Origin of the sequence: Mesorhizobium sp. M1078 (assembly GCF_040318615.1) — a bacterium.
Lineage (GTDB): Bacteria > Pseudomonadota > Alphaproteobacteria > Rhizobiales > Rhizobiaceae > Mesorhizobium.
Genome location: NZ_JAMYMP010000005.1, coordinates 126,904 through 152,853 on the forward strand (window position 1 = coordinate 126,904; position 25,950 = coordinate 152,853).

Annotated in this window: 25 protein-coding genes; 10 read left to right on the forward strand and 15 right to left on the reverse strand. The window is 63.1% G+C overall.

Features of this window, described 5'->3' with window-relative positions:
• Positions 1–159: 159 nt before the first annotated feature.
• Positions 160–1,224 carry a glycosyltransferase gene (locus NKH38_RS09705; RefSeq protein ID WP_156932602.1) on the reverse strand — a complete coding sequence of 355 codons (1,065 nt, stop codon included), beginning with the start codon at positions 1,222–1,224 and terminating at the stop codon, positions 160–162.
• A gap of 184 nt (positions 1,225–1,408) precedes the next feature.
• On the opposite strand from NKH38_RS09705, the gene NKH38_RS09710 reads away from it, so the two are divergent.
• A complete protein-coding gene (locus NKH38_RS09710) occupies positions 1,409–2,482 on the forward strand; it encodes a glycosyltransferase family 2 protein (protein WP_352759606.1) in 1,074 nt (357 codons plus the stop codon).
• 91 nt (positions 2,483–2,573) lie between these two features.
• On the opposite strand, the gene gshB is transcribed toward NKH38_RS09710, so the two are convergent.
• From gshB to NKH38_RS09725, 3 genes are all read right to left on the reverse strand, one after another.
• On the reverse strand, positions 2,574–3,527 hold the full coding sequence (gshB, locus tag NKH38_RS09715; protein WP_023673181.1) for a glutathione synthase: 954 nt from the start codon (positions 3,525–3,527) through the stop codon (positions 2,574–2,576).
• A 134-nt stretch (positions 3,528–3,661) separates the two neighbouring features.
• A complete protein-coding gene (locus tag NKH38_RS09720; RefSeq protein WP_023681308.1) occupies positions 3,662–4,036 on the reverse strand; it encodes a GtrA family protein in 375 nt (124 codons plus the stop codon).
• A gap of 4 nt (positions 4,037–4,040) precedes the next feature.
• Positions 4,041–5,045 carry a glycosyltransferase gene (locus tag NKH38_RS09725; protein WP_023673183.1) on the reverse strand — a complete coding sequence of 335 codons (1,005 nt, stop codon included), beginning with the start codon at positions 5,043–5,045 and terminating at the stop codon, positions 4,041–4,043.
• 124 nt (positions 5,046–5,169) lie between these two features.
• On the opposite strand from NKH38_RS09725, the gene NKH38_RS09730 reads away from it, so the two are divergent.
• From NKH38_RS09730 to NKH38_RS09765, 8 genes are all read left to right on the forward strand, one after another.
• Positions 5,170–6,969, forward strand: coding sequence for a GtrA family protein (locus NKH38_RS09730; protein ID WP_352759597.1), 1,800 nt, complete (start codon positions 5,170–5,172; stop codon positions 6,967–6,969).
• Between the two features lie 100 nt (positions 6,970–7,069).
• Positions 7,070–8,419, forward strand: coding sequence for a putative bifunctional diguanylate cyclase/phosphodiesterase (locus NKH38_RS09735; protein ID WP_023673185.1), 1,350 nt, complete (start codon positions 7,070–7,072; stop codon positions 8,417–8,419).
• A 169-nt stretch (positions 8,420–8,588) separates the two neighbouring features.
• Positions 8,589–9,356, forward strand: coding sequence for an SDR family NAD(P)-dependent oxidoreductase (locus NKH38_RS09740; protein ID WP_023673186.1), 768 nt, complete (start codon positions 8,589–8,591; stop codon positions 9,354–9,356).
• A 5-nt stretch (positions 9,357–9,361) separates the two neighbouring features.
• A complete protein-coding gene (locus NKH38_RS09745; RefSeq protein ID WP_352759807.1) occupies positions 9,362–10,306 on the forward strand; it encodes a 2-dehydro-3-deoxygalactonokinase in 945 nt (314 codons plus the stop codon).
• A gap of 22 nt (positions 10,307–10,328) precedes the next feature.
• Positions 10,329–10,970: a 2-dehydro-3-deoxy-6-phosphogalactonate aldolase gene (locus tag NKH38_RS09750; protein WP_352759585.1), complete on the forward strand. Its 642-nt coding sequence runs from the start codon at positions 10,329–10,331 to the stop codon at positions 10,968–10,970.
• Entirely contained in the window at positions 10,970–11,845 is an 876-nt protein-coding gene (locus NKH38_RS09755; RefSeq protein WP_352759804.1) for an SMP-30/gluconolactonase/LRE family protein, read from the forward strand. Before NKH38_RS09750 ends, NKH38_RS09755 begins: the two co-directional genes overlap by 1 nt.
• A 95-nt stretch (positions 11,846–11,940) precedes the next feature.
• Positions 11,941–13,002, forward strand: a complete 1,062-nt coding sequence (locus NKH38_RS09760) for a D-alanine--D-alanine ligase family protein (RefSeq protein ID WP_352759580.1) — start codon at positions 11,941–11,943, stop codon at positions 13,000–13,002.
• 91 nt (positions 13,003–13,093) lie between these two features.
• Positions 13,094–14,347, forward strand: a complete 1,254-nt coding sequence (locus NKH38_RS09765) for a low temperature requirement protein A (RefSeq protein WP_027049051.1) — start codon at positions 13,094–13,096, stop codon at positions 14,345–14,347.
• Positions 14,348–14,365: 18 nt separating this feature from the next.
• Here the strand turns inward: NKH38_RS09765 and NKH38_RS09770 are convergent, their stop codons facing one another.
• The 4 genes from NKH38_RS09770 to NKH38_RS09785 form a co-directional block, all read right to left on the reverse strand.
• Complete coding sequence (locus NKH38_RS09770) at positions 14,366–14,653, reverse strand: DUF1330 domain-containing protein (protein ID WP_023692990.1); 288 nt, start codon at positions 14,651–14,653, stop codon at positions 14,366–14,368.
• Between the two features lie 13 nt (positions 14,654–14,666).
• Positions 14,667–15,380 (reverse strand): orotidine-5'-phosphate decarboxylase, encoded by a 714-nt coding sequence (pyrF, locus tag NKH38_RS09775; RefSeq protein WP_352759569.1) that lies wholly within the window; start codon positions 15,378–15,380, stop codon positions 14,667–14,669.
• The gene (locus tag NKH38_RS09780; protein WP_352759563.1) at positions 15,377–15,973 is read right to left on the reverse strand and encodes an NADPH-dependent FMN reductase; all 597 of its coding nucleotides are present in this window, start codon (positions 15,971–15,973) and stop codon (positions 15,377–15,379) included. Before NKH38_RS09780 ends, pyrF begins: the two co-directional genes overlap by 4 nt.
• Positions 15,974–16,093: 120 nt before the next feature.
• The gene (locus NKH38_RS09785; protein WP_352545106.1) at positions 16,094–16,705 is read right to left on the reverse strand and encodes a LysE family translocator; all 612 of its coding nucleotides are present in this window, start codon (positions 16,703–16,705) and stop codon (positions 16,094–16,096) included.
• Here NKH38_RS09785 and NKH38_RS09790 point away from each other — a divergent pair.
• Positions 16,704–17,735, forward strand: coding sequence for a LysR family transcriptional regulator (locus NKH38_RS09790; RefSeq protein ID WP_352759556.1), 1,032 nt, complete (start codon positions 16,704–16,706; stop codon positions 17,733–17,735). The two genes, NKH38_RS09785 and NKH38_RS09790, sit on opposite strands and share 2 nt — an antisense overlap.
• Before the next feature lie 95 nt (positions 17,736–17,830).
• Here the strand turns inward: NKH38_RS09790 and pmtA are convergent, their stop codons facing one another.
• The 7 genes from pmtA to NKH38_RS09825 form a co-directional block, all read right to left on the reverse strand.
• A complete protein-coding gene (gene pmtA / locus NKH38_RS09795) occupies positions 17,831–18,436 on the reverse strand; it encodes a phospholipid N-methyltransferase PmtA (RefSeq protein WP_352545107.1) in 606 nt (201 codons plus the stop codon).
• A 117-nt stretch (positions 18,437–18,553) separates the two neighbouring features.
• Positions 18,554–19,684, reverse strand: a complete 1,131-nt coding sequence (gene dnaJ, locus NKH38_RS09800; RefSeq protein WP_023681322.1) for a molecular chaperone DnaJ — start codon at positions 19,682–19,684, stop codon at positions 18,554–18,556.
• A 219-nt stretch (positions 19,685–19,903) separates the two neighbouring features.
• A complete protein-coding gene (gene dnaK / locus NKH38_RS09805) occupies positions 19,904–21,820 on the reverse strand; it encodes a molecular chaperone DnaK (RefSeq protein WP_023673200.1) in 1,917 nt (638 codons plus the stop codon).
• Between the two features lie 371 nt (positions 21,821–22,191).
• Positions 22,192–23,190 (reverse strand): LLM class flavin-dependent oxidoreductase, encoded by a 999-nt coding sequence (locus NKH38_RS09810; protein WP_023673201.1) that lies wholly within the window; start codon positions 23,188–23,190, stop codon positions 22,192–22,194.
• Positions 23,191–23,212: 22 nt separating this feature from the next.
• Complete coding sequence (locus NKH38_RS09815; protein ID WP_023714466.1) at positions 23,213–23,416, reverse strand: arylamine N-acetyltransferase; 204 nt, start codon at positions 23,414–23,416, stop codon at positions 23,213–23,215.
• Positions 23,417–23,498: 82 nt separating this feature from the next.
• Positions 23,499–24,668, reverse strand: coding sequence for an AI-2E family transporter (locus NKH38_RS09820; protein WP_023681324.1), 1,170 nt, complete (start codon positions 24,666–24,668; stop codon positions 23,499–23,501).
• 110 nt (positions 24,669–24,778) lie between these two features.
• A complete protein-coding gene (locus NKH38_RS09825) occupies positions 24,779–25,840 on the reverse strand; it encodes an LLM class flavin-dependent oxidoreductase (RefSeq protein ID WP_023728807.1) in 1,062 nt (353 codons plus the stop codon).
• Between the last annotated feature and the right edge of the window lie 110 nt (positions 25,841–25,950).

Genomic DNA, 25,950 nt, shown 5'->3' on the forward strand with positions numbered 1-25,950 from the left:
ACCTTGTGGTTCAGGCCGCGAGCGACGTCACGACAAGACAACCATAGATTTCAGGCCAAGGCAAGAACATTACAGGAACACGCAGCCGTGCTGGTTGCAGCCGCGTTGTGCCCGGTAGAGGGCGACAGAGTTCCTCCGGCAATCCGAGGCTGTTGCCGTCTAAGCGGTGACGAAGGCATCGACCGCACCTGAAAGGGATCGATCGATTGCGATTTGGGGTGGAAGCCACTCCATGACAGGATATCGGAAAGGCCAGGGCATGGCGATCCGGCGCGAAGAGCCGCTTTCCAGAAAAATCTCATTTACAAGGTCTATGAACCGCCCGCGGTCCCGTTCAACTCGTTTCAAAGTTTGCGTACGAATATGAGCCCGGGGTATTCGCCGCTCCTTCAGTGCCAAGACAGCCTCCGCGATGGATCGAGGATCGGGTGGAACTGTAAGCGAATAGTCGGCATCCAGATAAAGGTCTCGGCCACCACGGTTCGGCGTCGTGACCACTGGAAGGCCCGCGAGAAGATATTCCGTGCTGGCGAACATTGGTCCTTCCAGGTGAGAGAGACAGATTCCCACGGCTGCACGATTTAGATGCGTGTTCACCTGAGCCGGTGCCAATCGGACAGGCTTGCCGGTGCCGTCAAACTCGTTGATAAAGACGTGATGCGGCGCGAGCTCCCTATGCCGATTTATTCGCGCTCTTTCCGACTCCGTCGTGGAGGATCCGCTTGAATCTCGATAGAAGACAAATGCGCAACGCTGGATGCCAAGCGACAAGTCATGGCGCTTCCACGGAGCCAGCTGCGCATTGTAGATTGCATCAAATTCTACAGGGACGTCATCGAGAGGCCTGAATATGTGTTCGGAGGTTGTTGACGTCTTGTTGTGCAGGACGGCGGCCTCGCCGGACTGGTTCAACAGATCAGCCTCTGCCTGAGTGTTGGATAGGAAGATTAGCGAGTGACGGGGGTTCTTGAGTCTATGCAGAACGGCATAGGTCCGGATGGTTTTGACGCTAGCACTGTTTTCGATGGACCAGGTTGGCGAGATGAGAAACCAGGCGCGGTGGCTGCGTGGACGGAAAGGCATATGACTTGCTAATCCGAGCGGCGTACCGGACATTCCCGAATAGGATATGAACGGATCGTCCGACAGCAAACTGGCCTGAAGAGCAGGTTGCGACTTCGCGGAAGGGTGCCCTTTTCTGAGGTTGTGGCCATGACGCAGCATGGCTCTGACAATCTCGAATTTGGTAGGAGGGCGATACCCGTGCTGTAGGGTCAACATGCGGCAATTGCGATCTTGAGTGCGGAGAAAAACTCGCTTCGATAGAGAGAAATTTGGCAAAGAAACACCGCCATTTGATCGACGGAATATCTCAGGCGATCAAATCTGGTGTACGGAGAAGCGCCTCTTGAAAGAAAACATCGTCCCAAGCGGAGCTGGTTCTCACATCGCGCTACCAACCGTATCCGTTTGCGTAGGCTGTTTCAATCAAGAGGCATTCATCGACACTGCGATCCGATCCGTAGCGGCGCAGACATACACTGCGTTCGAATGCGTGGTGGTCGATGATTTTTCGACCGACGCTTCCCGCCGAAGGATTGAAGAGTGTCTGTCCCAGCTTGGCGACAGTCGTTTCCGCTTTCTGCCCCGACTGCAAAATGGCGGGCAGTTGACAGCAATGATGACCGGGCTTGACGCGACAGCCGGGCCCCTGATCTCCTTTCTTGACGGTGACGATGCTTGGCATCCTGACTTCATAGAATGCCATGTGAGAGCGCATCTCAGCCAAACCCGTATCGCGGCAATGTCGAGCTCCGATGAGGTGGTGATAGATACGGCCGGCAACCTGCTTGCGGGCGGTCATCCCGTATTCCACCTGAACGACCCGCGATCGATGCCGAAAATGAGCGGCTACCTGCATGTCGACACCGAAGCTGACCCGACATTATTATTTATTGATCGGGGTACCGTGGGTTGGTTTTGGTCAACCACATCGGGGATGATGTTTCGTCGAGCTCCGCTTGAAATCATGCGTCCATCCGATCCGGACGAAATAAAGATATGTGCCGATGGTTATATGGCTCGTGCCGCCCATATGATCGGCGGAACCGTGAGGATTGGGCGGGCTCTTGGCAGTTATCGGCTTCACGTCGGCAATGGCTGGGCGGACGGGCGCATCCTGGGTACCGGAGTTGGCCTCGGCAGGATGTCGCCTGATACTGAAATAGCGATACGGCGGGCACTGGCCAATCGTTGGTGCGAAGTGGCGCCGGGACTGGCGCATTTAATCTCCCGCCACTCAATGCGCAGGACCTTGGTCGACCTGATCGGACTGTCTGCGGCTTTTGCATTGCTGGAAAAGAACTCCGATGCGGGTTTTCTGCTGAAAGACTGGGCAACACCACAGCGAAAATTGCAGACCAGACTTATCGGTCTCCTTCCTCCGAAACTGAGGCCTCGGCGCTTCCGGGACATAGTTTGATTTGATGAGCCGCTTGCTCGGCAGTCTTACCCGATAAGAGCATCTTTCGATGCTTCTCTGGACCCACCAAAGTCCTCCGTAGCAACGCACACTACGCGGCCAAATTCCGCCGCTTCGCCTCTACCGCGTCCCAGAACAGGCTGGCGATATCCGCGCCACCAAAGCGTTGCACTTCGCGCACGCCGGTTGGCGAGGTCACGTTGATCTCGGTCATGTAGTCGCCGATCACGTCGATGCCGACCAGGATGAAGCCGCGCTCTTTCAGCGACGGGCCGATGCGGGCGCAGATTTCGCGTTCGCGTTCCGTCAGCTCGGTCTTTTCGGCGCGGCCGCCGACATGCATGTTGGAGCGCGAGTCGTGGTCGGCCGGCACGCGGTTGATGGCGCCGACCGCTTCGCCGTCGATCAGGATGATGCGCTTGTCGCCCTTGCGCACGTCCTTGAGATAACGCTGAACGATATAGGGCTCGCGTGACAGCTGGGCGAACATTTCGAGCAGCGAGGCGAGGTTGCGGTCATCCTCCTTGAGATGGAAGATGCCGGCGCCGCCATTTCCGTAGAGCGGCTTGACGATGATGTCGCCGAACTCCTTGCGGAAGGCGGCGACCTCCTGGGGATCCTTGGTGATCAGCGTTTCCGGCATCAGATCGGGGAATTCGGTGACGAAGATCTTTTCCGGGCTGTTGCGCACCCAGGCCGGGTCGTTGACGACCAATGTCTTCGGGTGAATGCGCTCCAGAATATGCGTGGTGGTGATGTAATTCATGTCGAAGGGCGGATCCTGGCGCAGCAGGATCACATCCATCTCCGACAGGTCGGTGCGCACCTTGTCGCCCAGCGTATAATGATTGCCCTTCTCGTCGCGGAGCTTCATCTCTTCGATGCGGGCAAACACCTTGCCGCCCAGCATCGACAGCCGGTCGGGCGTGTAGTGGAACAGTTGGTGGCCGCGCCGCTGCGCCTCCAGCGACAGCGCAAACGACGTGTCGCCGGCGATCGAGACGGTGGAGACATGGTCCATCTGGACGGCGATCTTCAGGGTCATCTTCTGGTCTCCAGCGGGTCGAGCAAGTCCAGGAAAAGTGCGTAGCGGTTTTCCGTCCGGAATTGCGGCAAGGCAAGTCGCCGATATACGGAACTTGGCGGCTTCTGCCAATCGCGCTTGCTTGGCCCAGACCTTTACCGGTCGAAGACCAGCCGGGAGTAACCGAGGAAGGACAGCGCCATGGCGACCAGCGAGGCGACGGCAAGTGCCGCCAGCGGCGGCATTGCCGGCAGCGCGAACAGGATGGCGCAGTAGACGAGATAGTTGACAATGCTGGTGGCGATACCGACACCGCCATAGCGCGCGCCCTCCTGCGCCACGCCGCGGCTCGACGGCGAAAAGGTCAGGTGCCGGTTGATCTGCCAGGTGACGCACAGCGCAAAGCCGATCGACAGGACACGGGCGACGAAGGGACCGAGCGGCGTCACCGCCAAGAGCAGCCAGAGCACCGCGGCATCGGCGACGAAACCAACGCCGCCGGCCAGGACGAAGCGGGCGAGCCGGCTCACGGCCTCAGGCGGCCCGGGGCGTCTTGCCCGGTTCGGCCTTCGCTGTTTCGCTCGTGCGTTCGCGCCGTTCGACCCGGCCCGACGGGACGGAGAGATAGAAAATGCGCTTCTGCTCGGCGCGTCCGCGCGATACCGAATCGAGGATCAGTCCGGTCACCATCGCAAGCATCGACAAGAGCAGCAGGCCGACCGACAGCACCCAGGTCGGCATGCGCGGCACGAGGCCGGTCTGGGCGAATTCGATCAGCACCGGCGTCATCAGGGTAAGGCTCGATGCCAGGAAGAAAATGGCGAAGGCGCCGAAGAAGCGCAGCGGCTGCGTCTCCTTCATCAGCATGGCGAACATCCACAGGATCCTGGCGCCGTCGCGATAGGTCGACAGCTTCGACGACGATCCCTCAGGCCGGCGGCCATAATCGAGCGCGATCTCGCTCACCGGCAGTTTCAGCTGCGAGGCATGCACCGACATTTCGGTCTCGATCTCGAAGCCGCCGGAAACGGCGGGAAAGCTCTTGACGAAGCGCCTCGAGAAGACGCGGTAGCCGGAGAAGATGTCGGTGAAGTCGGCGCCGAACAGCCGCTTGTAGAGGCTATTGAAGATGCGGTTGCCGAAGGCATGGCCGGAACGGCCGGCATCGTCGGTGACGCCGCGCCTGGTGCCTACCACCATGTCGCAGCGCTCGGTCTGCAGGATGTTGATCAGCAGCGAGGCATCTTCCGGCGCATAGGTGCCGTCGCCATCGGCCATCAGATAGATGTCCGCATCGATGTCGGCGAACATGCGCCGCACGACATTGCCCTTGCCCTGGCGCGGCTCGCGGACGACGATGGCGCCCGCTGCGCGGGCCTTTAATGCCGTCAGGTCGCGCGAATTGTTGTCATAGACATAGATGTCGGCCGATGGCAGCGTCTCGCGAAAGCGCCGCACCACCTCGGCGATGGTCAGTTCCTCATTGTAGCAAGGCAGGAGCACGGCAATGGCCGGCTCATGGCGGACTTCGTGCGGCATTTCCGTCTCCCGACGCCCGGCGGAGCCTCCGGCCGCGCTCATATGCGGCCTCGCTCAGGCGACTTTACTATTTATTGAAGCTGTTAAGGCTAGGTTTAAGGCCGCAGTCTTTCCGACGAAGGTCATGATGATGAACGCAGCCAAGGCGGGTGCTTCCTCCTGGAAGTCCGATATGACGCTGGCGCTGCTTGCCATGCTGGTGGTGCTGGCTGTCAATGCCGCCACGGGCTTTCGCGAATTGAGCAATGCCGGCGGCGACAATGACAGCCTGCTGCGGCTGGTCGAGGTTCGCGACATGCTGGCCGGCCAGGGCTGGTTCGACCTGCATCAGTACAGGATGGGGCCGGAAGGCGGTTTCGTCATGCACTGGTCGCGGCTGGTCGACGCACCGCTCGCCGTCATCATCCTCGCCGCCTCGGCGCTGACCGGCAGCATGGCCATGGCCGAAGCGATCGCACAGGTGCTGTGGCCGTCGCTGCTGTTCTGCCTGGCGGTGTTTTTTACAGCCCGTGCGGCACGCAGCTTCGCCGGCGTCGGCGCCGTGCTGCCCGCTATCGTGATCGGCGCGGCGGCGCTGCATTTCATCGGCATTTTCTTGCCGGGTGCGCTCGATCATCACAATGTCCAGCTGACGCTGACCATGGCCAGCCTCAGCCTGCTGCTCGAGGCGCCGGCGCGTCGCTGGGCGGCGCTGATTTCCGGGCTGTGTGCGGCCCTGACGCTGGCCGTCGGCATGGAAACCGCGCCCTATGTCGCCACCATCGGCGCCTGCATCGCTTTGCTGTTCGTCGTCGATCCCGGCGGCGAACGCCGGATCGCCAGGGATTTCGGTCTCGGCTTTGCCGGGGTTTCAGCCCTCGTCTTCGTCACCACCATCCCGCCATCGGCCATGGGCCAGCCGCAGTGCGATGCCTTCTCGGCTGTGCAGTTCGTGGTGGCGGCAATCGCCGGACTGGGGCTTGCCGCCGTGACGTCGCTCACGGTGTCCAATGGCACGGCCAGCCGCCGCCTGATCTCGCTTAGCCTGCTCGCGCTTGGGCTGGGCGCCGTCATCGTGGCGCTGTTTCCGCAATGCCTTGCGGCTCCCTACGCAAACCTCGATCCGCGCCTCAAGGAATTGTGGCTCGATCACATCGACGAGGCGCAGTCGCTGTTCAGTATTGCCGTCAATGAGCCGGCGTCGCTGGCGGCGCGCTATGTCACGCCGCTGGTGGCGATCGCGCTGATGGCGCTTCGCCTGCGCGGACCATGGCGCCGCCAGGACAGCCTCGTCGGCGCCTTGCTGGTCGGCGCCTTCATCGTCAGCGCCTGGCAGGTCCGCGGCTCGACATTCTCGATCGCCTTTGCCGTCATCCCGCTGTCGGCCTGGATCGCAAGCTGGCGCGAACGGGCGAGGATCAGCCCTGCGCGCAGCGTATCGCTGCGCATGGCGGCGGTCTGGCTGGTGTCGGCGAATGCCGTCTGGGCCGGCGCTGCCGCCGCGACGTCGAGCGTATTCGAGGCCAGCAAGGTCTCGGTCGAGGCACAGGACACCGACAGCGATCCGTCCTGCGAGCGCAAGGCCTCCTTCGCGGCGTTGGCCCGGCTGCCGGACACCACGGTGCTTGCCATTTCCAATCTCGGCTCGCCCATCCTTGCATATTCCGGGCACCGCGTCTTTGCCGGCCCCTATCATCGCAACATCGCCGGCGACCTGCTTGCGCTCGATGCCTTCCTCGGATCGGCGGACGAGGCGGGGACGATCGCGGCGGCTCATCACGTCGGCCTGGTGGCGCTCTGCCGCGGCAGCGCCGAAAGCAAGGTGCTCGCCGCCAAGGCGCCGCAAGGCTTCCTGGCCGGGATTATGCAGGGAAGCGTCCCCGATTGGCTCGAACCGGTGGCCGAAACGCGCGGAGACCCGGTCGAACTCTACCACGTCCGCTAAAGCATCATTCGCCAGCGAAAAATCGATTTCGCGATACGCTTCCTAAACGCTTTGCTGCCAGTCTCAGCCTAAATTTCGGGCGTCACAAACAGGGATACCGATGCAAACGACGTTTGGCACCGGGCAGGCAAGCAGGGAAAACTCGGATCTGGCGTTCACCGATGCGCTGACCGGGCTTGGCAACCATCGGCGCTTCTTCGACAAGGTCGATCGCCTGATCAGCGACCGCGCCGACGACCCCGCGCCGTTTACCGTCGGCATTCTCGACCTCGATGGGTTCAAGCCGATCAACGATTTGTTCGGCCACAAGGCCGGCGACGACATATTGATCCAGGTGGCGATGCGGCTGCGTGCTTCGATGGACAGCCACTCCACCGTTTGCCGCATCGGCGCCGACGAATTCGCCTTCCTGTATCCGATGGTGTTCTCGGAGGAAGCGGCGGCCGAGAAGTCGCGCATGATGATCGAAATCCTGTCGGCGCCCTACGATGTCGGCGAACGCACCGCCAGGCTTTCGGCGTCGGTCGGCTGCTCGCTGTTTTATTCCGGCGACGAAACCACGGAAATCCTCGTCAACAAGGCCGAAACGGCGCTCTACCACGCCAAGCGTTCGGGCCGTGGCCGCGTCGTCGTCTACACCCGCGAAATGGAAGAGGCGGCCAAGCGCGTCACCCGCATCGAACAGGCGCTGCGCCGCGCCGTCTCGGCCGGTGAGGTCGAGCCGCATTTCCAGCCCATCGTCGATCTGACCACCCGCCGCACCATCGGCTTCGAGACGCTGGCGCGCTGGACCGATCGCGACCTCGGCGTCGTCCCGCCGACCGTGTTCATCCCGATCGCCGAAGAGCGCGGCATCATCGGCCCGCTGTCGCAGCTGGTGCTGCGCAAGGCGGCCGAAGCGGCGCGCAGCTGGCCGAAGGACCTGTTCCTGTCCTTCAACCTGTCGCCCTCGCAGCTCGTCGACCAGAACACTGGCCTGCACATATTGTCGATCCTCGACCGCACCGGCTTCGATCCGCGACGGCTGGAGATCGAGATCACCGAAACCGGCCTGATGAACGATCCGGCCTCGGCCGAGAAGATCGTCGAGGACCTGCGTCGCGTCGGCATCCGAGTCTCGCTCGACGATTTCGGCACCGGCCAGTCCTCGCTCGGCCGCTTGCGCGAATTCCATTTCGACAAGCTCAAGATCGACCGCGCCTTCGTCTCCTCGATCCTCGACGACCGACCGTCGGAACACATCATCCGCGCCATTCTGGCCATGTGTGAAGGGCTCGGCATGGATGTCGTCGCCGAAGGCATCGAGGAGGAGGCGCAGGCCGACCGCCTCGTTCAGTTCGGCTGCGCCGGCGGCCAGGGCTATCTCTTCGGCAAACCGGTCGATGCCGACGCCACGCTCGGCTACCTCCGCGATTCCTATCGCGGCGCCCTCTACGCCAAGGCAGTCTGACCGGCGGTCTGGCCTGCGTCGAGCAAGTCAGCGGCGCGAGCCAAGATCGACTGTGGCCGCCATCTTGCGGCCTTTTGTCTGACATAAGCCAATCAAATCGCCGTTTTCGCCCTTGCTCCCCGGACTTGGCTGGATAGGATGCGCGCCGACCGGACCGGGAGATGAAGATATGATGCCATCGGCGGATTTTGCCGACCTCAGGGGAGCCTCGGTGCTGATCACCGGCGGCGGTTCCGGAATTGGTGCGGCACTGACCGAGGGCTTCGTTCGCCAGGGCGCCCATGTCGCCTTCATCGACATCGCCGATGGCCCAAGCACGCTGCTTGCCGACCGCGTCGAAAAAGAACTTGGCCGGCGACCGCTCTACCTCAAGACCGATTTGCGCGACGTCGAGGCGTTGCGCGCTTCGGCCGCCAAAGCGGCTGAGGCACATGGCGACGTCACCGTGCTGGTCAACAATGCCGCCTGGGACGAACGCCACGACGTCGCTGACGTTACCGTCGAGTTCTGGGACAACAATCTCGCCGTCAATCTGCGCCCGCATTTCTTCACCGCACAGGCGGTCGCGCCGGGCATGAAGCGGGCCGGCGGCGGTTCGATCATCAACTTCACCTCAACCTCCTATCTCATCAACCACCCCGATATGCCGGCCTACACCGCCGCCAAGGCCGGCATACTCGGCCTCACCAAGGGTCTCGCGGGCAAGCTTGGGGTCGACGGCATCCGCGTCAATGCGATTGCGCCGGGCTGGGTGATCACCGAGCGGCAACGGGAACTCTGGGTCACCGAGCAGGGGCTCGCCGCCCATGTCGCCAAGCAATGCATCAAGCAGGTCATGCAGCCCGACGACATCGTCGGCACGGTGCTGTTCCTGGCCTCCGACGCCTCGCGTATGCTGACGGCGCAGATGTTGATCGTGGACGGGGGTTTCCTGTGAGCCCGGTGAATCAAAATCCGGCAAAAGGCACGCCGGCAGTCGCCGCCGTCGACTGGGGCACGACCCGCATGCGGGTCTGGCTGGTCGACGAGGCGGGCGGGGTGATTGCCGAGCGTCGCGGCGATGATGGGTTGATCACCGCGCAGCAAAAAGGCTTTTCGACCATCCTCGAGGGCCATCTGGCGGCGCTCGGCGCACCTGACACACTGCCGGTCATCATCTGTGGCATGGCCGGCTCGCGCCAGGGTTGGCTGGAAGCGCCTTACGTCACCGTGCCGGCGCCGCTCAGTGCCATCCTCGCGGGGGCCGCCCGCATTCCCGGCCAGAGCCGCGACATCCGCATCGTGCCTGGCCTGGCGCAGCGCCTGGAAGATGCGCCGGACGTAATGCGCGGCGAGGAAACCCAGCTTGCCGGCGCCGGTTTGCCGGCAAAAGGTCGCCATCTCGTCTGCATGCCCGGCACCCATTCGAAATGGGTTCTGGTCGAAGACGGCGCGGTCGACGGCTTCTGCACCTGGCCGACCGGCGAGCTGTTTTCGGTGCTGGCCACTCACTCGATCCTGCGCCATTCGCTGGGCGAGAGCCCGAAGCCGGTCATTCCGGACAATCCGTTCTTCCAGGAATGGTGCCGCAAGGCTTTGGCGGAGGGCGGCGATGTCACCTCGCGGCTGTTCTCGATCCGCGCCGCCGGCCTGCTGCAGAACCTCACGGCCGACGATGCCGCCGCTTGCCTGTCCGGCCTGCTGATCGGCGGCGAGATCGCCTCGGCGGGCCGCCGCTATGGCGAAAGCACCACCGCAATCGTGCTGGTTGCGTCCGGCTCGCTAGCAGCCCTCTACCGCCAGGCGCTAGACCTTGCAGGGCTTGCCGTCAGGACGGTCGACGCCGACGAGGCGGTGCGTGCCGGCCTTATCGAGGCAGCGCGGGAAAATGGCATGATCGCCAAATGACTCACCAGAGTGGAGTGACAGCGTGACCCAGACCGCCCCCTTCCCGAAGCTCAAGCGTGGTCTTGTCGCCATTCTGCGCGGCCTCAAACCCAGCGAGGCGGTTGCCATCGGCCAGGCGCTGTTTGACGCCGGCATCGAAGCCATCGAGGTGCCGCTCAATTCGCCGGAGCCGTTTTCATCGATCGCCAGCATTGTCACCGCTTTCCCCAAGACAACGCTGGTCGGCGCCGGCACGGTGCTGACTTCAGCCGATGTCGACACCTTGGCCAAGGCCGGCGGGCGGCTGCTGGTCAGCCCCAACATCGATGCCGCCGTCATGGCCCGCGCCATGCACCATGGCATGGTGACGATGCCAGGCGTGTTCACCCCCACCGAAGCTTTTCAGGCGATTAGGCTTGGGGCTTCGGCGCTCAAATTCTTCCCGGCAAGCGTGCTCGGGCCCAGCGGCATTTCGGCGATGCGGGCCGTGCTGCCGGCCGATACCGTGGTCGGCGCCGTAGGCGGCGTTTCCGACAAAGACTTTGCCGGCTACAAAGCCGCTGGGGTAACTGCTTTTGGTCTTGGCTCCAGCCTGTTCAAACCCGGCATGAGCGTCGATGAAGTGGCCACGCGCGCCCGGGCGGCGGTGACGGCCTGGGACGCGGCCTTCGGCGGAGCGGCATGATGGGAAACGTTTCGGTTTTTTCGGACCATGTCTGCGAACTCGGCGAGGGGCCGAGCTACGATCCCGCCACCGATACGCTGTTCTGGTTCGACATCGTCAACGGGCTTTTGCTGGAGCAGGGTGTCACGTCCGGCGCGCGGAAGGTCCATGAGCTCGCCCAGATGGCCAGCGCCATCGCCATTATCGATGACAATCGCCAGCTTATCGCCACCGAGACTGGCCTGCATGTCCGCGACGTCTCGACCGGCAAGCTGACGCTGCACACGGCCATCGAGGCCGACAATGCGCTGACCCGCTCCAACGATTCGCGCGTCCATCCGTGCGGCGCCTTCTGGGTCGGCACGATGGGCAAGGGTGAGGAGAAGGGCGCCGGCTCCATCTACTGGTTCTTCAAGGGCGAGCTGCGCACGCTTTACACCGGCATCACCGTGTCGAACTCGATCTGTTTCTCGCAGGATGGAACGATCGCCTACTACACCGATACCTCGACCGGCCTGTTGATGCGCGTCGCCTGCGATCCGGCGACGGGCCTGCCGATCGGCGAGTCGAAAGTGTTCGTCGACCATCGCTCGTCGCGGGGCTATGTCGACGGCTCGGTTGTCGACCGTGACGGCGTGCTGTGGAACGCGGTCTGGGGCGGCAAGGCAGTGAAGGCTTATGCGCCGGACGGCACATTGTTGCGCGAGATTGCCGTGCCGGCGGGGCAGTCCTCGTGCCCGGCCTTTGTCGGGGCCAAGGCCGATCGGCTGGCGGTGACCTCGGCCTGGAAAGGCAAGGACGACAAGCAGCGCAAGCTTGACCCACAGGCCGGCATGACCTTCCTGCTAGACATCCCCGTCAACGGCCGCTTCGAGCCGCGCGTGGTCATCGCCTGAGCGCTGTCGCGCAGGCGTCCGGCTCGGTCGGTTTCGCGCAAGTCTGAAGCAGGGGCCATGCCATGGTGGGACAACACCACCGAAGGTCCTGATCCATGCCGCGCCCGACCCTGATCCTCGTCCATGAGCCGGAAAAGGCCTGTCTCGACCGGCTGGTCGCCGAAGGCTTTCCCGCCGAGCGCGCCCTGGAAATCTCGTCCTATCTGGCGCAATCGACCGATCTCGCGCCCGAATTCGATGAAATCACCGCCGCTTGCGGGCGGCGCGGCCTCGCCTTCATGCCGGTTGCACTCGACGATGCGTCAAGCGCGCTGGCGAAGGCCGATCCCGCAACCACGCTTGTCTGGACGCTGACCGACGGCATTGCCTATTTCCGCGGTGCTGCAGCGCCCGCACTTGCCAGGCTGAATGGGCTTAGAACCATCGGAGCCGACGATGCGCTGTTCGCGCTTTGCCAGGACAAGTTCCGCTCCGGCGCCGTGCTTTGCGCGCTCGGCCTGCCGGCGCCGCAGGCAGGCCTGGCCCGCGACGGCCGCTGGCTGGCCGCCCCGCCAGCTTCGGAAGCCGGCTGGTTCGTCAAGCCGAACCGGCTCGGCTCTAAGGTAGGCATCTGGCCGGATTCACGCTGCAACGACCTGGCCCATGCGCTGGAGCTTAGCCGGCGGGTCTATGCCGCTTATCGCGACGATGTCGTCGTCCAGCCCTATGTCGGCGGTCGCAATGTCCGCGCCAGCTTCCTTGGGCTGCAAACGGATGCCGGGGCGGAAGCGCTCGGCATTGCGTTCGTCGACTCCGGCGGCGATTTCCAGACCATGGCGGACTCGATGGCGCTTTACGGCGACACCGGCGAGGCCGCCAAGGCGGCTGGACTATACAGCGAGCCGGTGCTGGAGGCGGTTGCCGACACCCAGCCGGCAGCCGCGGCAACCATCCGCCGCATCGCCGAGCGGCTGGTCAGCGGACTTGGCCTGCGCGACGTGTTTTCCATCGATTTCAGGGTCGAGGCCACCGATCATGCCCACCTCATCGAGTTCGAAGTCTGTCCCGGCCTGCCCTGCTTCGATTTCCGCGCCTATTGCCGGCTGCAATGGAGCATGACGCTGGCCGATGCGGTTGCCGAGACGGCGGCGAACCGACTGAACCGACAGGCGATCTGAAAGGCCGCGGGGACCGGCACGACCTACCGCGCCTTGACGGCTTTTGCTCCACCTTTAGTGTCGCGGGACAGTCCTCAGGCAAGGCCGCGCGATGAGCACACCAGCAAGCTCCCTCCATCATCACATAAGGCGCATGGCCGGGCGCGATCCGCATGAGGCGCATCGCGTCGCCACGCCGCTCGAGCTGCTGTTCGATCTGACCTTCGTCACCGCCTTCAGCCTTGCCTCGTCGCAACTGGCGCATGCCTTGGCCGAGGGCCACTACGCGGCGGCGCTGATCGGCTTCGGCTTTGCCAGCTTCGCGATCTGCTGGGCGTGGATCAATTTCTCCTGGTTTTCCTCCGCCTATGACACCGACGATTGGATCTTCCGCCTCGTCACCATGGTGCAGATGATCGGCGTGCTGGTGCTGGCCATCGGCCTGCCGCGCATGTTCGCCTCGATCGAGCATGGCGAACACCTCAACAATTCGGTGATGGTGCTGGGCTACGTCATCATGCGCGTCGCCATGATCTTCCAATGGCTGCGCGCGGCGCGGCAGGACCCTGGGCGGCGGCGTGCCTGTCTCACCTATGCCATCGCCATCGCGATCGCCCAGATCGGCTGGGTGGTGCAGATCCTGGTCGATTTCTCGCTGGCGACGAGCCTGGCTTTCGGCGCGGTCCTGCTTCTCATCGAGCTGGCCGGACCGGTCATCGCCGAACGCCGGGATGGCGGCACGCCCTGGCACGCGCATCACGTCGCCGAGCGCTACAGCCTCTTCGCCATCATCGCGCTGGGCGAAGGGGTGGTCGGCACGCTGGCGACGCTGTCGGCCGTGGTCGAGGAGCAGGGCTGGAACCTCGATGCCGCCTTGATTGGCATTGCCGGAATGGGTCTCACCTTCGGCATGTGGTGGGTCTATTACATGCTGCCCTCGGGGACGGTGCTGCACCAGCACCGCAATCGCTCTTTTGTCTGGGGCTATGGCCAGATGCTGATCGTGGCGGCCATCGTCGCCACCGGCGCCGGGCTGCATGTCGCGGCCTATTTCATCGAGCACAAGGCCCATATCGGCCCGGTAGCGACCCTGCTCTCGGTCGCCATTCCGCTAGGCGTGTTCCTGGGGGCGATCTACGCGCTGTATTATTATCTCGTCCAGCGCTTCGATCCCCTCCATGTCTGGCTGCTGGCGGGAACGGCTGCGGTCGTCGCACTTGCCATCATCGCCGCCCTTGCCGGCGTCGACATGGCGGTCTGCCTCATCTTACTCACGCTAGCGCCGGCCGTCACCGTTGTCGGCTATGAGCTGTCGGGGCACCGCCATCAACTGGAGGTGCTGGCGCAGGAGGAAGCGCCGCACTGAGCAGAGCAGCTTCGCGCGTCAGATACCCTCGACCAGCACGATCTCGCCATCGGCTACTTTCTGACGGATGGCGACGGCGCGCTGGTACTCCGGCGAGTGGTAGCAATCGTGCGCCGCGCTGAGCGATTCGAACTCGATAATGACATTGCGGGCGCGGCCAGGCCCCTCGGCCTTTTCATGCTCACCGCCACGGGCAAGGAACTTCACGTCGAAACGGTCGAAAGCGAGCTTGGCGGCAGCGACATAGTCCTTGTAGCCTTCGACGTCGCGCACATCGACGCGGGCTACCCAGTATCCCTTGGGCATTTTCTTCTCCTCGTTACGCGGCGCGCATCTCTTCCAGTATGGCTTCCGCCGCCGCGCGCCTGTCGCTTGCCGCCACGATTGGCCGGCCCACAACAAGATGGCTGGAGCCGTTGCGGATCGCCTGGCCGGGCGTCACCACGCGTTTCTGGTCGCCATGGTCGCTGCCCTTGGGCCGTATCCCCGGCGTCACCACCGCCAGGTCGGGTCCGACGATGCGGCGCACCGCTTCCGCCTCCTCGGCCGAGCAGACGACGCCGCCCATGCCTGCATGCAGCGCCTGTTCGGCGCGCCTCAGCACCAGCGTGTGCGGGTCGTATTCATAGCCGGCGTCGATCACGTCCTGCTCGTCCATCGAGGTCAGCACGCTGACCGCCAGCAGGCACAGGTCGCTGCCGCGCGACGCTTCCACAGCTGCCTTCATCGCCTTGGGATAGGCATGGATGGTCAGCATCGTCATGCCCATGCGCACGATGTTCTCGACACCCTTCGCCACGGTGTCGTCTATGTCGAGCAGCTTCATGTCGAGGAAGATCTTCGTGCCGCCGCTGGCCAACTCCCTGGCGAAGTCGAGCCCGCCGGCGAAGGCCAACTGATAGCCGATCTTGTAGAAGGAGACGACGCCGTCGAGTTCGCGCACCGCCTGTTCGGCCTCTTTCACCGTCGGCACGTCGAGGCCGACGATCAGCCTGTCTCTCATCGTATGGGCCTGCATGGCTGTGGAAATCATGCCCCGGTCCGGGTCGACAGCATGCGCGAGGTTTCGATCAGCGTGCGGCATAGGTGCTCCATCGATTTGGTCAGTCTATCATCCCTGAAATTGCCGTCGCCGTCGAAGGCATTGCCGCCATCGGATACCGAGCATTCCGGCGTCACCATCTCCAGCTGGCAGCGCACCAGCACGGCGCGCAGATGGTTGATGCAGCGGATCCCGGCGAAATGTCCGTTGGAAGACGAGCACAGGCCGGCGACCTTGCCGACAAGCGGCCTCACCGGCCGGCCGCCATCCAGGCGCACCCGGCTCACCCAGTCGATCGTGTTCTTGAGCAATGGCGGGATCGAGCCATTATATTCGGGCGTCGCGATCAGCAGCCCGTCATTGGCGGCGATCAGCCGGCCAAGCTTCACGGCGTTGTCGGGAACGCCTTTTTCCTTTTCGAGGTCCTCGTCGATGATCGGCAGCGGATAGTCGGCCAGCGAAATGCGCGTCACATCGGCGCCTTGCATGGCCAGCTCCTTCTGCGCCACATCGGCGGTCCTGCCGCTGAAGGCGCCGCTGCGCACCGAGCCGGCAAAGACGAGGATTTTCGCGATCACAGCCATTGGCCACTCTTGTTCCCGGACAGGTACAGCCAGAGGCTGCGCAAATCAACGCACTGGCTCAAAAAACGGAAACGATCGGGGGGCAAGCGCGCGAAGGTGTGCCGAGCAGCTGGGCTATTGCTAGTGGGTGACCGCAATTCTTGCACTCAGCGCGATGAGTGCAACTCCGAGCAAGGCATCTATCGGCCTGCGGACGCTGCCATATACCGACCGAACCCTTCTTGTGGAGAACATTAGCGCGACAAGCCCAAACCACGCCATCGCGACCAGCCCGATTATGGCCAGCGACACTGCCTGGACCCAGATCGGAGCCTGCATCGGCAATACCGATATGAACAGGCTCGCGAAGAACGCGGCCGTCTTCGGATTTGTAATTCCGACAACGAATCCGCTTCGCCAAGGAGCCGTAGTCTCTGCGCCACCGACGACCAGCGGTGGCCGCGCCTGCCAAGCCGACAAAAGGATCTTGCTGCCCAGGTAACCGAGATACACGGCACCGGCGATCCGGACGGCAAGGTGAGCCCATGCAATCTGCGTCAGTACGAGGCCCAGGCCACAAATCGCGAGAGCCGCCCACACCATGATCGCTGCGGCAATGCCAAGCGCCACATGGAACCCCGCGCGACGGCTGATCAGCGCATGGGAAGTCACGGCTACAAAATCGGGTCCTGGGCTCATGGCGCCGAGCAGGAAGACCGAAGCAAGGGTCAGGAATTGCGGAAGGTAGCTCATGCGATACTCCAGTTTCAGTCTCGTCGTACCGCACGCCTGCATGCCGGAGAGCCAGGAAAGCCGCTCGCCGATTTCGAGGGTCGTTTCCCTCACCTTCACAAAACCTACAGCGCTCGTTAATATGAGCGAAATGAAAGATATTTCGGCAGCCATGAACAAAGCTAATATCAACATCACGATGCTGCGCGTCCTGACATCGCTCAGCGAGACGCGCAGCTTCACCAAAACCGCCGAGCGGCTCTGTCTTTCTCAATCGGCCATAAGCCATGCAATGAAGGCGCTGGAGGAGATCGTTGGCGCGCCCCTCGTCATACGTGATCGGCGCGGTGTCGCTTTCACCGCGACCGGCGAGGCGGCTTTGGACGCGGCGCGCGCCGCTTTGCATGCTTTAGGCCGTCTTGTCGGCCTACGGGAACACTCCATCAAAGGCAGAGTACGGCTCGCGCTGGTCAGCAGCGCCTCGGTAAAGATTGCTCCATATGCGTTGAACATTACTTCCGTCCGGCACCCGGAGCTTGCTGTCGAACTGCTCTTGGGCAGGGATACCGAGGTGGCGGAGTGGGTCGATCGCGGTGCCGCCGATATTGGACTGTCCTACATCGCCGGCAATTGCCAAGCCGAGGAACTTGTCGACGACGAACTCTTTGTGGCGTCATCGCAAAAGAACTCAGTCCAAGGCGGGTCATTTCCGATCCGCGCTCTCGACGGCCAGCCATTCATCATGTCGAGCGGCGGCTGCGGACCAATGCTTGCCGAATTGTTCCAGGATTTTGGCGTTGCGCCAGTTGTCATCCTGTCGGCGAGCGATATGGCGGCGCTGCTTGCTCTGGTTGGGGCCGGGCGCGGTTTGTCGATTGCGCCAGGCCTGGCGTTTCCGGCCGATTGGCAGCGAACCGTCGCGAGGCGTCCTCTGGAGCCGCGTGCGCGTCGGCCTCTGCTGCTTCTGTTCTCCAGCAGCGCCGAAGCAACGGCCGTGCGGGCCATGTGCGCGGCGATCAGAGAGGTCGCCACGAGTTTGCGAGGCGGATAACAGTCAAGGATGTGGATCGACCCTCAATCGAGCTTCCTTCGGGAGACGTCGATCCTCTACAAGGCGCCAGAGACTTCTCCCGCCCCCAATACCAGCTAATGCGCTTCGCGCCGGTAGATCCACAGCTGCGTCGGCGGGATGTTGCGGAAGATGAAGTCGAAATGCTTGACCGTGTAATTGCCGCGGCCGGGCGGGATCGGCGACAACGGCCCATAGGTCAGCTGCACGATCGGCCGTCCAACCGGGATGCGGTCTAGCAGGCTTTCAATATAGGCGATCCGCTGTGCGACCGGAAAATTGAGCAGCGGCACGCCGGAGACGACGGAATCGAAAACCATCCCGCTCTTCTCGCCAAGCGTGGCGTTGAGATTGAAGGCATCGCCCTCGATGACGTTGACGCCGGGGTAGAGCTGGCGCAGATGGCGCACGAAATCGGTGGAATATTCGACCGCGTACAGGTCTTCGGGCTTAACGCCCTGGGCGAGGATTGCACGGGTGATGACGCCTGTGCCGGGTCCGACTTCAAGCACCGGCAGGCCGGACTTCGGATTGACGATGGAAGCCATCTTGCGGGCGGTGATGGAGCTTGTCGGCACGATCGAACCGACCGACTTCGGCTTGTCGATCCAGCCTTTGAAGAATTTGAGTTCGTCGTCGAACTTTTCCGCCAGCGCCTTCCGCAATCCCGGACCACGTGCCATGCAAGTTCTCCTCAACACTCCCCGAACGCTACTTAGCAGCTAACAGGTCCAAGGCAAGGCGCGATCTGGCATAAGATGTTGATGACGTTCGGGAAGCGTGGCGGCCTTGGTTTGGGTTCAGTGCTCGCCGAAGGATTCGAAAAAGTCCTTCATGCGGGCGAAAAAGCCGCTCGACTGGGGCGAATTGTCCTTCGACGACAGCTGCTCGAACTCTTCCAGCAGCTCGCGCTGGCGGCGCGACAGGTTTTGCGGCGTTTCGACCGCGGTCTGGATATAGAGGTCGCCGACATTGGGCTGGCGCAGCACCGGCATGCCCTTGCCCTTGAGGCGGAACTGGCGGCCGTTCTGCGTGCCTTCGGTCACTTTCACCTTGGTCTGACTGCCGTCCAGCGTCGTCACCTCGAACGAGCCGCCAAGGGCGGCCGTCGTCATCGATATCGGCACCTTGCAGTAGAGATCGGCGCCGTCGCGCTGGAAGAATTCATGCGGCTTCACCGCCAGGAAAATATAGAGGTCGCCCGATGGGCCGCCGCGCAGGCCCGCCTCGCCCTCATTGGCAAGCCGGATGCGGGTGCCGTCCTCGATGCCGGCCGGGATATTGACCGACAGCGAGCGTTCCTCGGTGACGCGGCCCTGGCCGGCGCATTTCGGGCACGGGTCCTTGATCGTCTGGCCGCGGCCTTGGCATTGCGGGCAGGTACGCTCGATCGAGAAGAAGCCTTGCGTCGCTCGTACCTTGCCGTGGCCATGGCACATCGAGCAGGTCACCGGCTGGGTGCCGGGCTTGGCGCCGGTCCCGGAGCATTCCGTGCATGAGATCGAGGCCGGCACGCGGATTTGCGCGGTCTTGCCGGCAAACGCTTCTTCCAGCGTGATTTCCATATTGTAGCGCAAATCGGCGCCGCGTTCGCGGCCGCCCGACGAGCGGCGCTGGCGCCCGCCCATCATGTCGCCGAAAATATCCTCGAAAATGTCGGCGAAGCCGCCGGCGCCAAAACCTTGCGCGCCGCCATTCATGCCGCCCTGCTCGAAGGCGGCGTGACCGAAACGGTCATAGGCCGCGCGCTTCTGCGGGTCCTTCAGCGTTTCGTAGGCTTCGTTGATTTCCTTGAACTTGTGCTCGCATGAGTGATCGCCGGGATTGCGGTCGGGATGGAACTGCATGGCCAGCTTGCGGAAAGCGCTCTTGAGCTCCTTCTCGTCGGCGCCCTTCTGCACGCCCAGCGTCTCGTAGAAATCAGCTTTCATCTTTTCCCGCAGTCCGGATGCTCAACGTCTTGATGCATGTTGCGTCGTTTGCCGGCACGTTGTCTCGATTTAGGAGCGGTGCTGCCCGGATGCTAGGGCCGGCGCGCTTGTGCCTGTGTTTTTCAGTGACTTTTTCGGCAAGGCCCGCACTTTTTCAGCGAGGGTTGCAAAAAAGCCCGGCTTTGCGCCGGGCTTTCCGCTTTATTTGCCGTCAACCGGTCAGGCCGACTTCTTCTTCTCGTCGTTTTCGTCGATTTCCTCGAAATCGGCGTCGACCACATCGCTATCCTTGGCCGCGTCCGCCTTGGCGTCGGCTTCCGCCGCTTCCTTCTGCGAAGCTTCGTACATGGCCTGGCCGAGCTTCATGGATGCTTCGGCAAGCGTCTGCGACTTGGCCTCGATGTCGGCGGCATCGTCGCCTTCGGCAGCAGCCTTCAGCGCCGTGATAGCCTCCGATATCGCCGTGCGCTCGGTTTCCGAAACCTTGTCGCCATATTCCTTCAGCGACTTCTCGGAGGAGTGCACCAGCGCCTCGGCCTGGTTGCGGGCCTCGACCAAAGCACGCCGCTGCTTGTCGGTCTCGGCATTGGCTTCGGCGTCCTTGACCATCTTCTCGATGTCGGCGTCCGAAAGGCCACCAGAGGCCTGGATGCGGATCTGGTGCTCCTTGCCGGTGCCCTTGTCCTTGGCCGAAACGTTGACGATGCCGTTGGCGTCGATGTCGAAAGTGACCTCGATCTGCGGCACGCCGCGCGGCGCCGGCGGAATGCCGACCAGGTCGAACTGGCCGAGCGCCTTGTTGTCGGCAGCCATTTCACGCTCGCCCTGGAAGACGCGGATGGTCACGGCCGACTGACTGTCTTCAGCGGTCGAGAACACCTGGCTCTTCTTGGTCGGGATGGTCGTGTTGCGTTCGATCAGGCGGGTGAACACGCCACCCAGCGTCTCGATGCCGAGCGACAGCGGCGTCACGTCGAGCAGCAGCACGTCCTTCACGTCGCCCTGCAGCACGCCGGCCTGGATGGCGGCGCCCAAAGCGACGACTTCATCCGGGTTGACGCCCTTGTGCGGCTCCTTGCCGAAGAACTGCTTCACGATCTCCTGGATCTTGGGCATGCGGGTCATGCCGCCGACCAGGACCACTTCGTCGATCTCGCCAGCCTTCAGCCCGGCATCCTTGAGCGCCGCCTTGCAGGGCTCGATGGTGCGCTGGACGAGATCGTCGACCAGTTGCTCGAACTTGGCGCGGGTCAGCTTCAGCGTCAGGTGCTTGGGGCCGGTCGCGTCGGCGGTGATGAAGGGCAGGTTGATTTCGGTCTGCGTCGTCGACGACAGCTCAATTTTGGCCTTTTCAGCCGCCTCCTTGAGGCGCTGCAGCGCAAGCTTGTCGTTCTTCAGGTCGATGCCCTGTTCCTTCTTGAACTCGGCCGCCAGATATTCGACGAGACGCATGTCGAAATCCTCGCCGCCGAGGAAGGTGTCGCCATTGGTCGACTTCACTTCGAACACGCCGTCGCCGATTTCGAGCACCGAAATGTCGAACGTGCCGCCGCCAAGGTCATAGACGGCAATGGTCTTGCCATCCTTCTTGTCGAGGCCGTAGGCAAGTGCTGCAGCCGTCGGCTCGTTGATGATGCGCAGCACCTCAAGGCCGGCGATCTTGCCGGCGTCCTTGGTGGCCTGGCGCTGGGCGTCATTGAAATAGGCCGGAACGGTGATGACCGCCTTCTCGACCTTCTCGCCGAGATAGGCCTCCGCCGTTTCCTTCATCTTCTGCAGGATCATGGCCGAGATCTGGCTGGGCGACTGCTTCTTGCCGCCGGCCTCGACCCAGGCATCGCCATTGTCGCCCTTGACGATCTTGTAGGGGACAAGCTTCTTGTCCTTCTCCGTCACCGGGTCGTCATAGCGGCGGCCGATCAGGCGCTTGACCGCGAAGATGGTGTTTTCAGGATTGGTGACCGCCTGGCGCTTGGCCGGCTGGCCGACGAGACGTTCGCCGTCGCCCGAGATGGCGACGATGGAAGGCGTCGTGCGCGCGCCTTCCGCATTTTCAATGACCTTGGGCTCCTTGCCATCCATGATGGCGATGCAGGAGTTGGTGGTGCCGAGATCGATACCGATTACTTTTGCCATTTTTCTAGTCTCTCCGCTAAGCAGGCTCTCAGGACCCGTAAGGCGTTCCGACGAAAGCCCCTGTTCACAAGAAATTCCGCTCCGGCAACCGGCATTCCGGCACTGGGCGGCTTGGCGCGTATATAAGAACAGGCGGCATCGGGCGCAAGCATTCTGCGCATGGCATCCACCGCGCCGCGCTTGGCGCCCTTGAACAGCCGCCCGGCGGCCCGGATGTGCTCAAACCGCGCTCAAAGCCCCAGGATCTGCGCGATCCCCCGGCGAAGCGCCCAGTCAGGGCTTCGAAACCACAAGAAAACGTCACCTATGCGTGAGAGAGGCGGCTCCTGGCTGAGGAAGGCGCCTGCCCACAGCAGACACAGGCAAAAGCGTCACGCGGCCTGCGACAGCGATTTATGCGCCTCGGCCAGGATTTCGAACGAGCGCACGCGTGCCGCATGGTCGAAGATCTGCGCGGTCACCATCAGCTCGTCTGCGCCGGTGCGGCGCACGAACGCGTCTATGCCTTGCCGGACGGTTTCGGGAGAGCCGACGACGGCGCAGGACAGCGCCTGCGAAATCATGGTTTTTGCCATCGGCTCGAGCGTCTGGTCATAGCCCTCGACCGGCGGCGGCAGGCGGCCGGCCCGCCCCGTGCGCAGATTGACGAAGGCCTGCTGCAACGAGGTGAACAGCAGTTTGGCCTCTCCATCGGTCGGTGCGGCGAAAACGTTGAGGCCGAGCATGACATAGGGCTTGTCCAGCTGTTCCGAAGGCTGGAAGCGCGAACGGTAGATCTCCAGCGCATGGTCGAGTTCGGCCGGCGCGAAATGCGAGGCAAACGCATAGGGCAGGCCGAGCATGGCGGCGAGCTGCGCGCCATAGAGGCTGGAACCGAGGATCCAGACCGGCACCTTCTGGCCTTCGCCGGGCACGGCGTGGATACGCTGGCCTTCCGCGGCCGGCTGGAAATAGCCCATCAGCTCGACGACATCCTGGGGGAAATTGTCTGACGCCTCGAGATTGCGGCGCAGCGCGCGCGCTGTTCCCATATCGGTGCCGGGCGCCCGGCCGAGGCCGAGGTCGATGCGGCCGGGGTGCAGTGCCGCCAGCGTGCCGAACTGCTCGGCAATCACCAGCGGCGCATGGTTGGGCAGCATGATGCCACCGGCGCCGACGCGGATGGTCTTGGTGCCGCCGGCGACATGGGCGATGACCACGGCGGTCGCCGCGCTGGCGATGCCCGGCATGTTGTGGTGCTCGGCCAGCCAGTAGCGCCTGTAGCCGAGCCGCTCGGCATGGCGGGCCAGGTCGAGCGAATTTGCCAGCGATTGCGAGGCGTCGCTGCCTTCGACGATCGGCGACAGGTCGAGAACGGAAAGTGCGGTCATGGGCCTCAAGCCTCTACGATGTTCAACTGCCTGCCCCTTGTTTCGAAGGCGCGGTCGGGAATGAGGATGTCGAGCTGGTGCCAAGCAACGGGTCCATATTCTCGAACGGGATCGCCTGCGGATGCTGGCGATGCGACGCGCTCAGCGTGCCGAGCGGAGCATCGATCGGGCCGCGATAGCCGATGCGGTCGAAATAGGCGTCGAGGTCGAAGGAGGTATCGTTCATCGGAGGGTCCGGGTTGACCGGCTCGATATAGGCACTCCGCCTGAAGACAACAAATGCGAGATGACGGACAGGCGCGGCAAGCTTATGGCGCGGCCTTTCCGTTCTCTTCGGCCGCTTCCTCCTCCACCACGGCCGTCTGCTGTGCGGCGAGAAAATTGCCGACATGGCTGAGGCCATCGAAATGATCGCAGAACACTTTGACGACGACCAGCAGCGGCACCGCCATCAGCGCGCCGACAAAGCCCCAAAGCCAGGACCAGAAGGCGATGGCGATGAAGATCGCCACGGCGTTGATCTCGAGGCGTCGGCCGACAACCATCGGCGTAACGAACTGGCCTTCGACGATGTCGCACAAAAGCACGAAGCCCGGCGCCAAAAGGGCGTAGGTGATCGAGTCGAAGCTGATCATCGCAATGACGCTGACCAGCACGATGGTGATCAGCGCGCCGACATAGGGCAGGAAGTTGAGCAGCGCCGCCATCGTTCCCCAGACGAGCGGGTTGGGCATGCCGAGCGCCCACAGGCCAAGGCCGATAACCGCGCCGAGACCGGCATTGATGACGGTGACGGTGAGCAGATAATGCGAGATTTCGCGCTCGACGTCATAGACGACGCGCAAGGCCCGCTTCTTCTCGCTGAGGCTGGCGAAGGACTGGATGATCTTCTCATAGAACATCGTGCCTGACGCCAGCAGGAACAGTGACAGCACGAAGATGATGGTCAGGCTTGTCCCCGCCGACAGGACGTTGCTGGCGGCGGCCGACAGGACGCCGGACTGCGCCATCGCCACCTTCTGGATGCCCGGCTCCTGCGAGGTCTCCGTCATCTGTTCGATCTGATGCGAGATCTGCATGATCCTCTCGAGCGGACGCCGCAATTGCGCCAGCCGTTCGGTAAGTTGTTGGCCGATCGACGAGGTGTTGTTGAGAAGGTCGATGACCGGGCCGCTGAGCAGATAGCCGGCAACGCCGAAGACGCAGATCGACAGCACGACCAACATTGTCGCCGAAACCACTTCCGGAATGCCGCGCTTGCGCAGGAAGCGCACGATTGGTGTCAGCGTCAGCGTCAGCAGGAAGGCGAGGATGACCGGCATGAAGAAAGCACGCGCGAAATACAGCGCGTAGATGGCCATGAACAGGAAGATCCCGATGAGCAGCGAACGCATCAGATGCGTGTCGGCACGCGCCACAACTCTCGCCTCTTCGGTCTCGGCAAGGCCAGCACCCAAAGCGGCGGGTTCGGCTTTCATGATTTTCCCTCAGCGGCGCACCGCAATTGGTGCTTTCCCCTGACGGAAACGCCTCTGCAAGCCCAAGGTTCCGTTAGCCGGCAAGGCCCTCAATCCGGGCCGCCCGTCGCTCAGGCGGCTGGCGCTGCGACGGCGACGCCGGGCTTGGCGGTCTCCTTGCGCACGATCGGCGCCACCTTGGTGCCGTACAGTTCGATCGCCTTCATGATCTTGGCGTGCGGCATGGCGCCGATCGCCATCTGCAGCAGGAAGCGGTCATTGTTGAAGATCTTGTGCTGGGCGACGATCTTTTCCGCCACCTGCTCCGGATCGCCGACGAACAGCGCGCCGTTCGGACCACGCGACTGATCGAAATGCGCCCGCGAGGTCGGGCCCCAGCCGCGCTCGCGGCCGATGCGGTTCATCACTTCGGCCTGCGGGCCATAGAAATCGTCGGCCGCCTGTTCAGTGGTGCCGGCGATGAAGCCGTGCACATTGATGCTGGTGGCAAGGCCCGAGGGGTCGGTACCGGCCCGCCTGGCGGCATCGCGATAAATGTCGAACAGCGCTGCAAACCGCGCCGGCTCGCCGCCGATGATGGCCAGTGCCAGCGGCAAACCGAGCACGCCCGCGCGCGCCGCAGATTGCGGCGTTCCACCTATTGCGATCCAGATCGGCAATTTGTCCTGCAGCGGCCGCGGATAGACGCCGCGGTCATTGATCGACGCGCGCAGATTGCCGGACCAGGTGACTTTGACGCTGTCGCGTATGGCCAGCAGCAAATCGAGCTTTTCGGCGAACAACTCGTCATAGTCCTCGAGATTGTAGCCGAACAGCGGGAAGGATTCGATGAACGAGCCGCGCCCGGCCATGATCTCGGCCCGGCCGCCCGACAAAAGGTCGAGCGTTGCGAACTGCTGGAAAACGCGCACCGGATCGTCGGAGGACAGCACGGTGACCGCGCTGGTCAGCTTGATGCGCTTGGTGCGTTCGGCGGCAGCGGCCAGCGCCACCACCGGCGCGGACGCGGCATAGTCGGGGCGGTGATGTTCGCCCAGACCAAAAACGTCGAGGCCGACCTGGTCGGCCAGCTCGATCTCCTCGATCAGATTGCGTAGTCGCTGATGCGGGCCGATCGCGCCGGGGCCGGGCTCCGGGCTGACGTCGGCGAAAGTGTAGAGACCGAGTTCCATGGCATGTCATCCAAATGTTCTGATTTGCCGCTAGAGGTAGCGGCGAGCCGCCCCGGCCGCCAGAGGGGCGGATGGTGAACAGTGCATGTCGGTTTCGGCCGGCGTTGTTT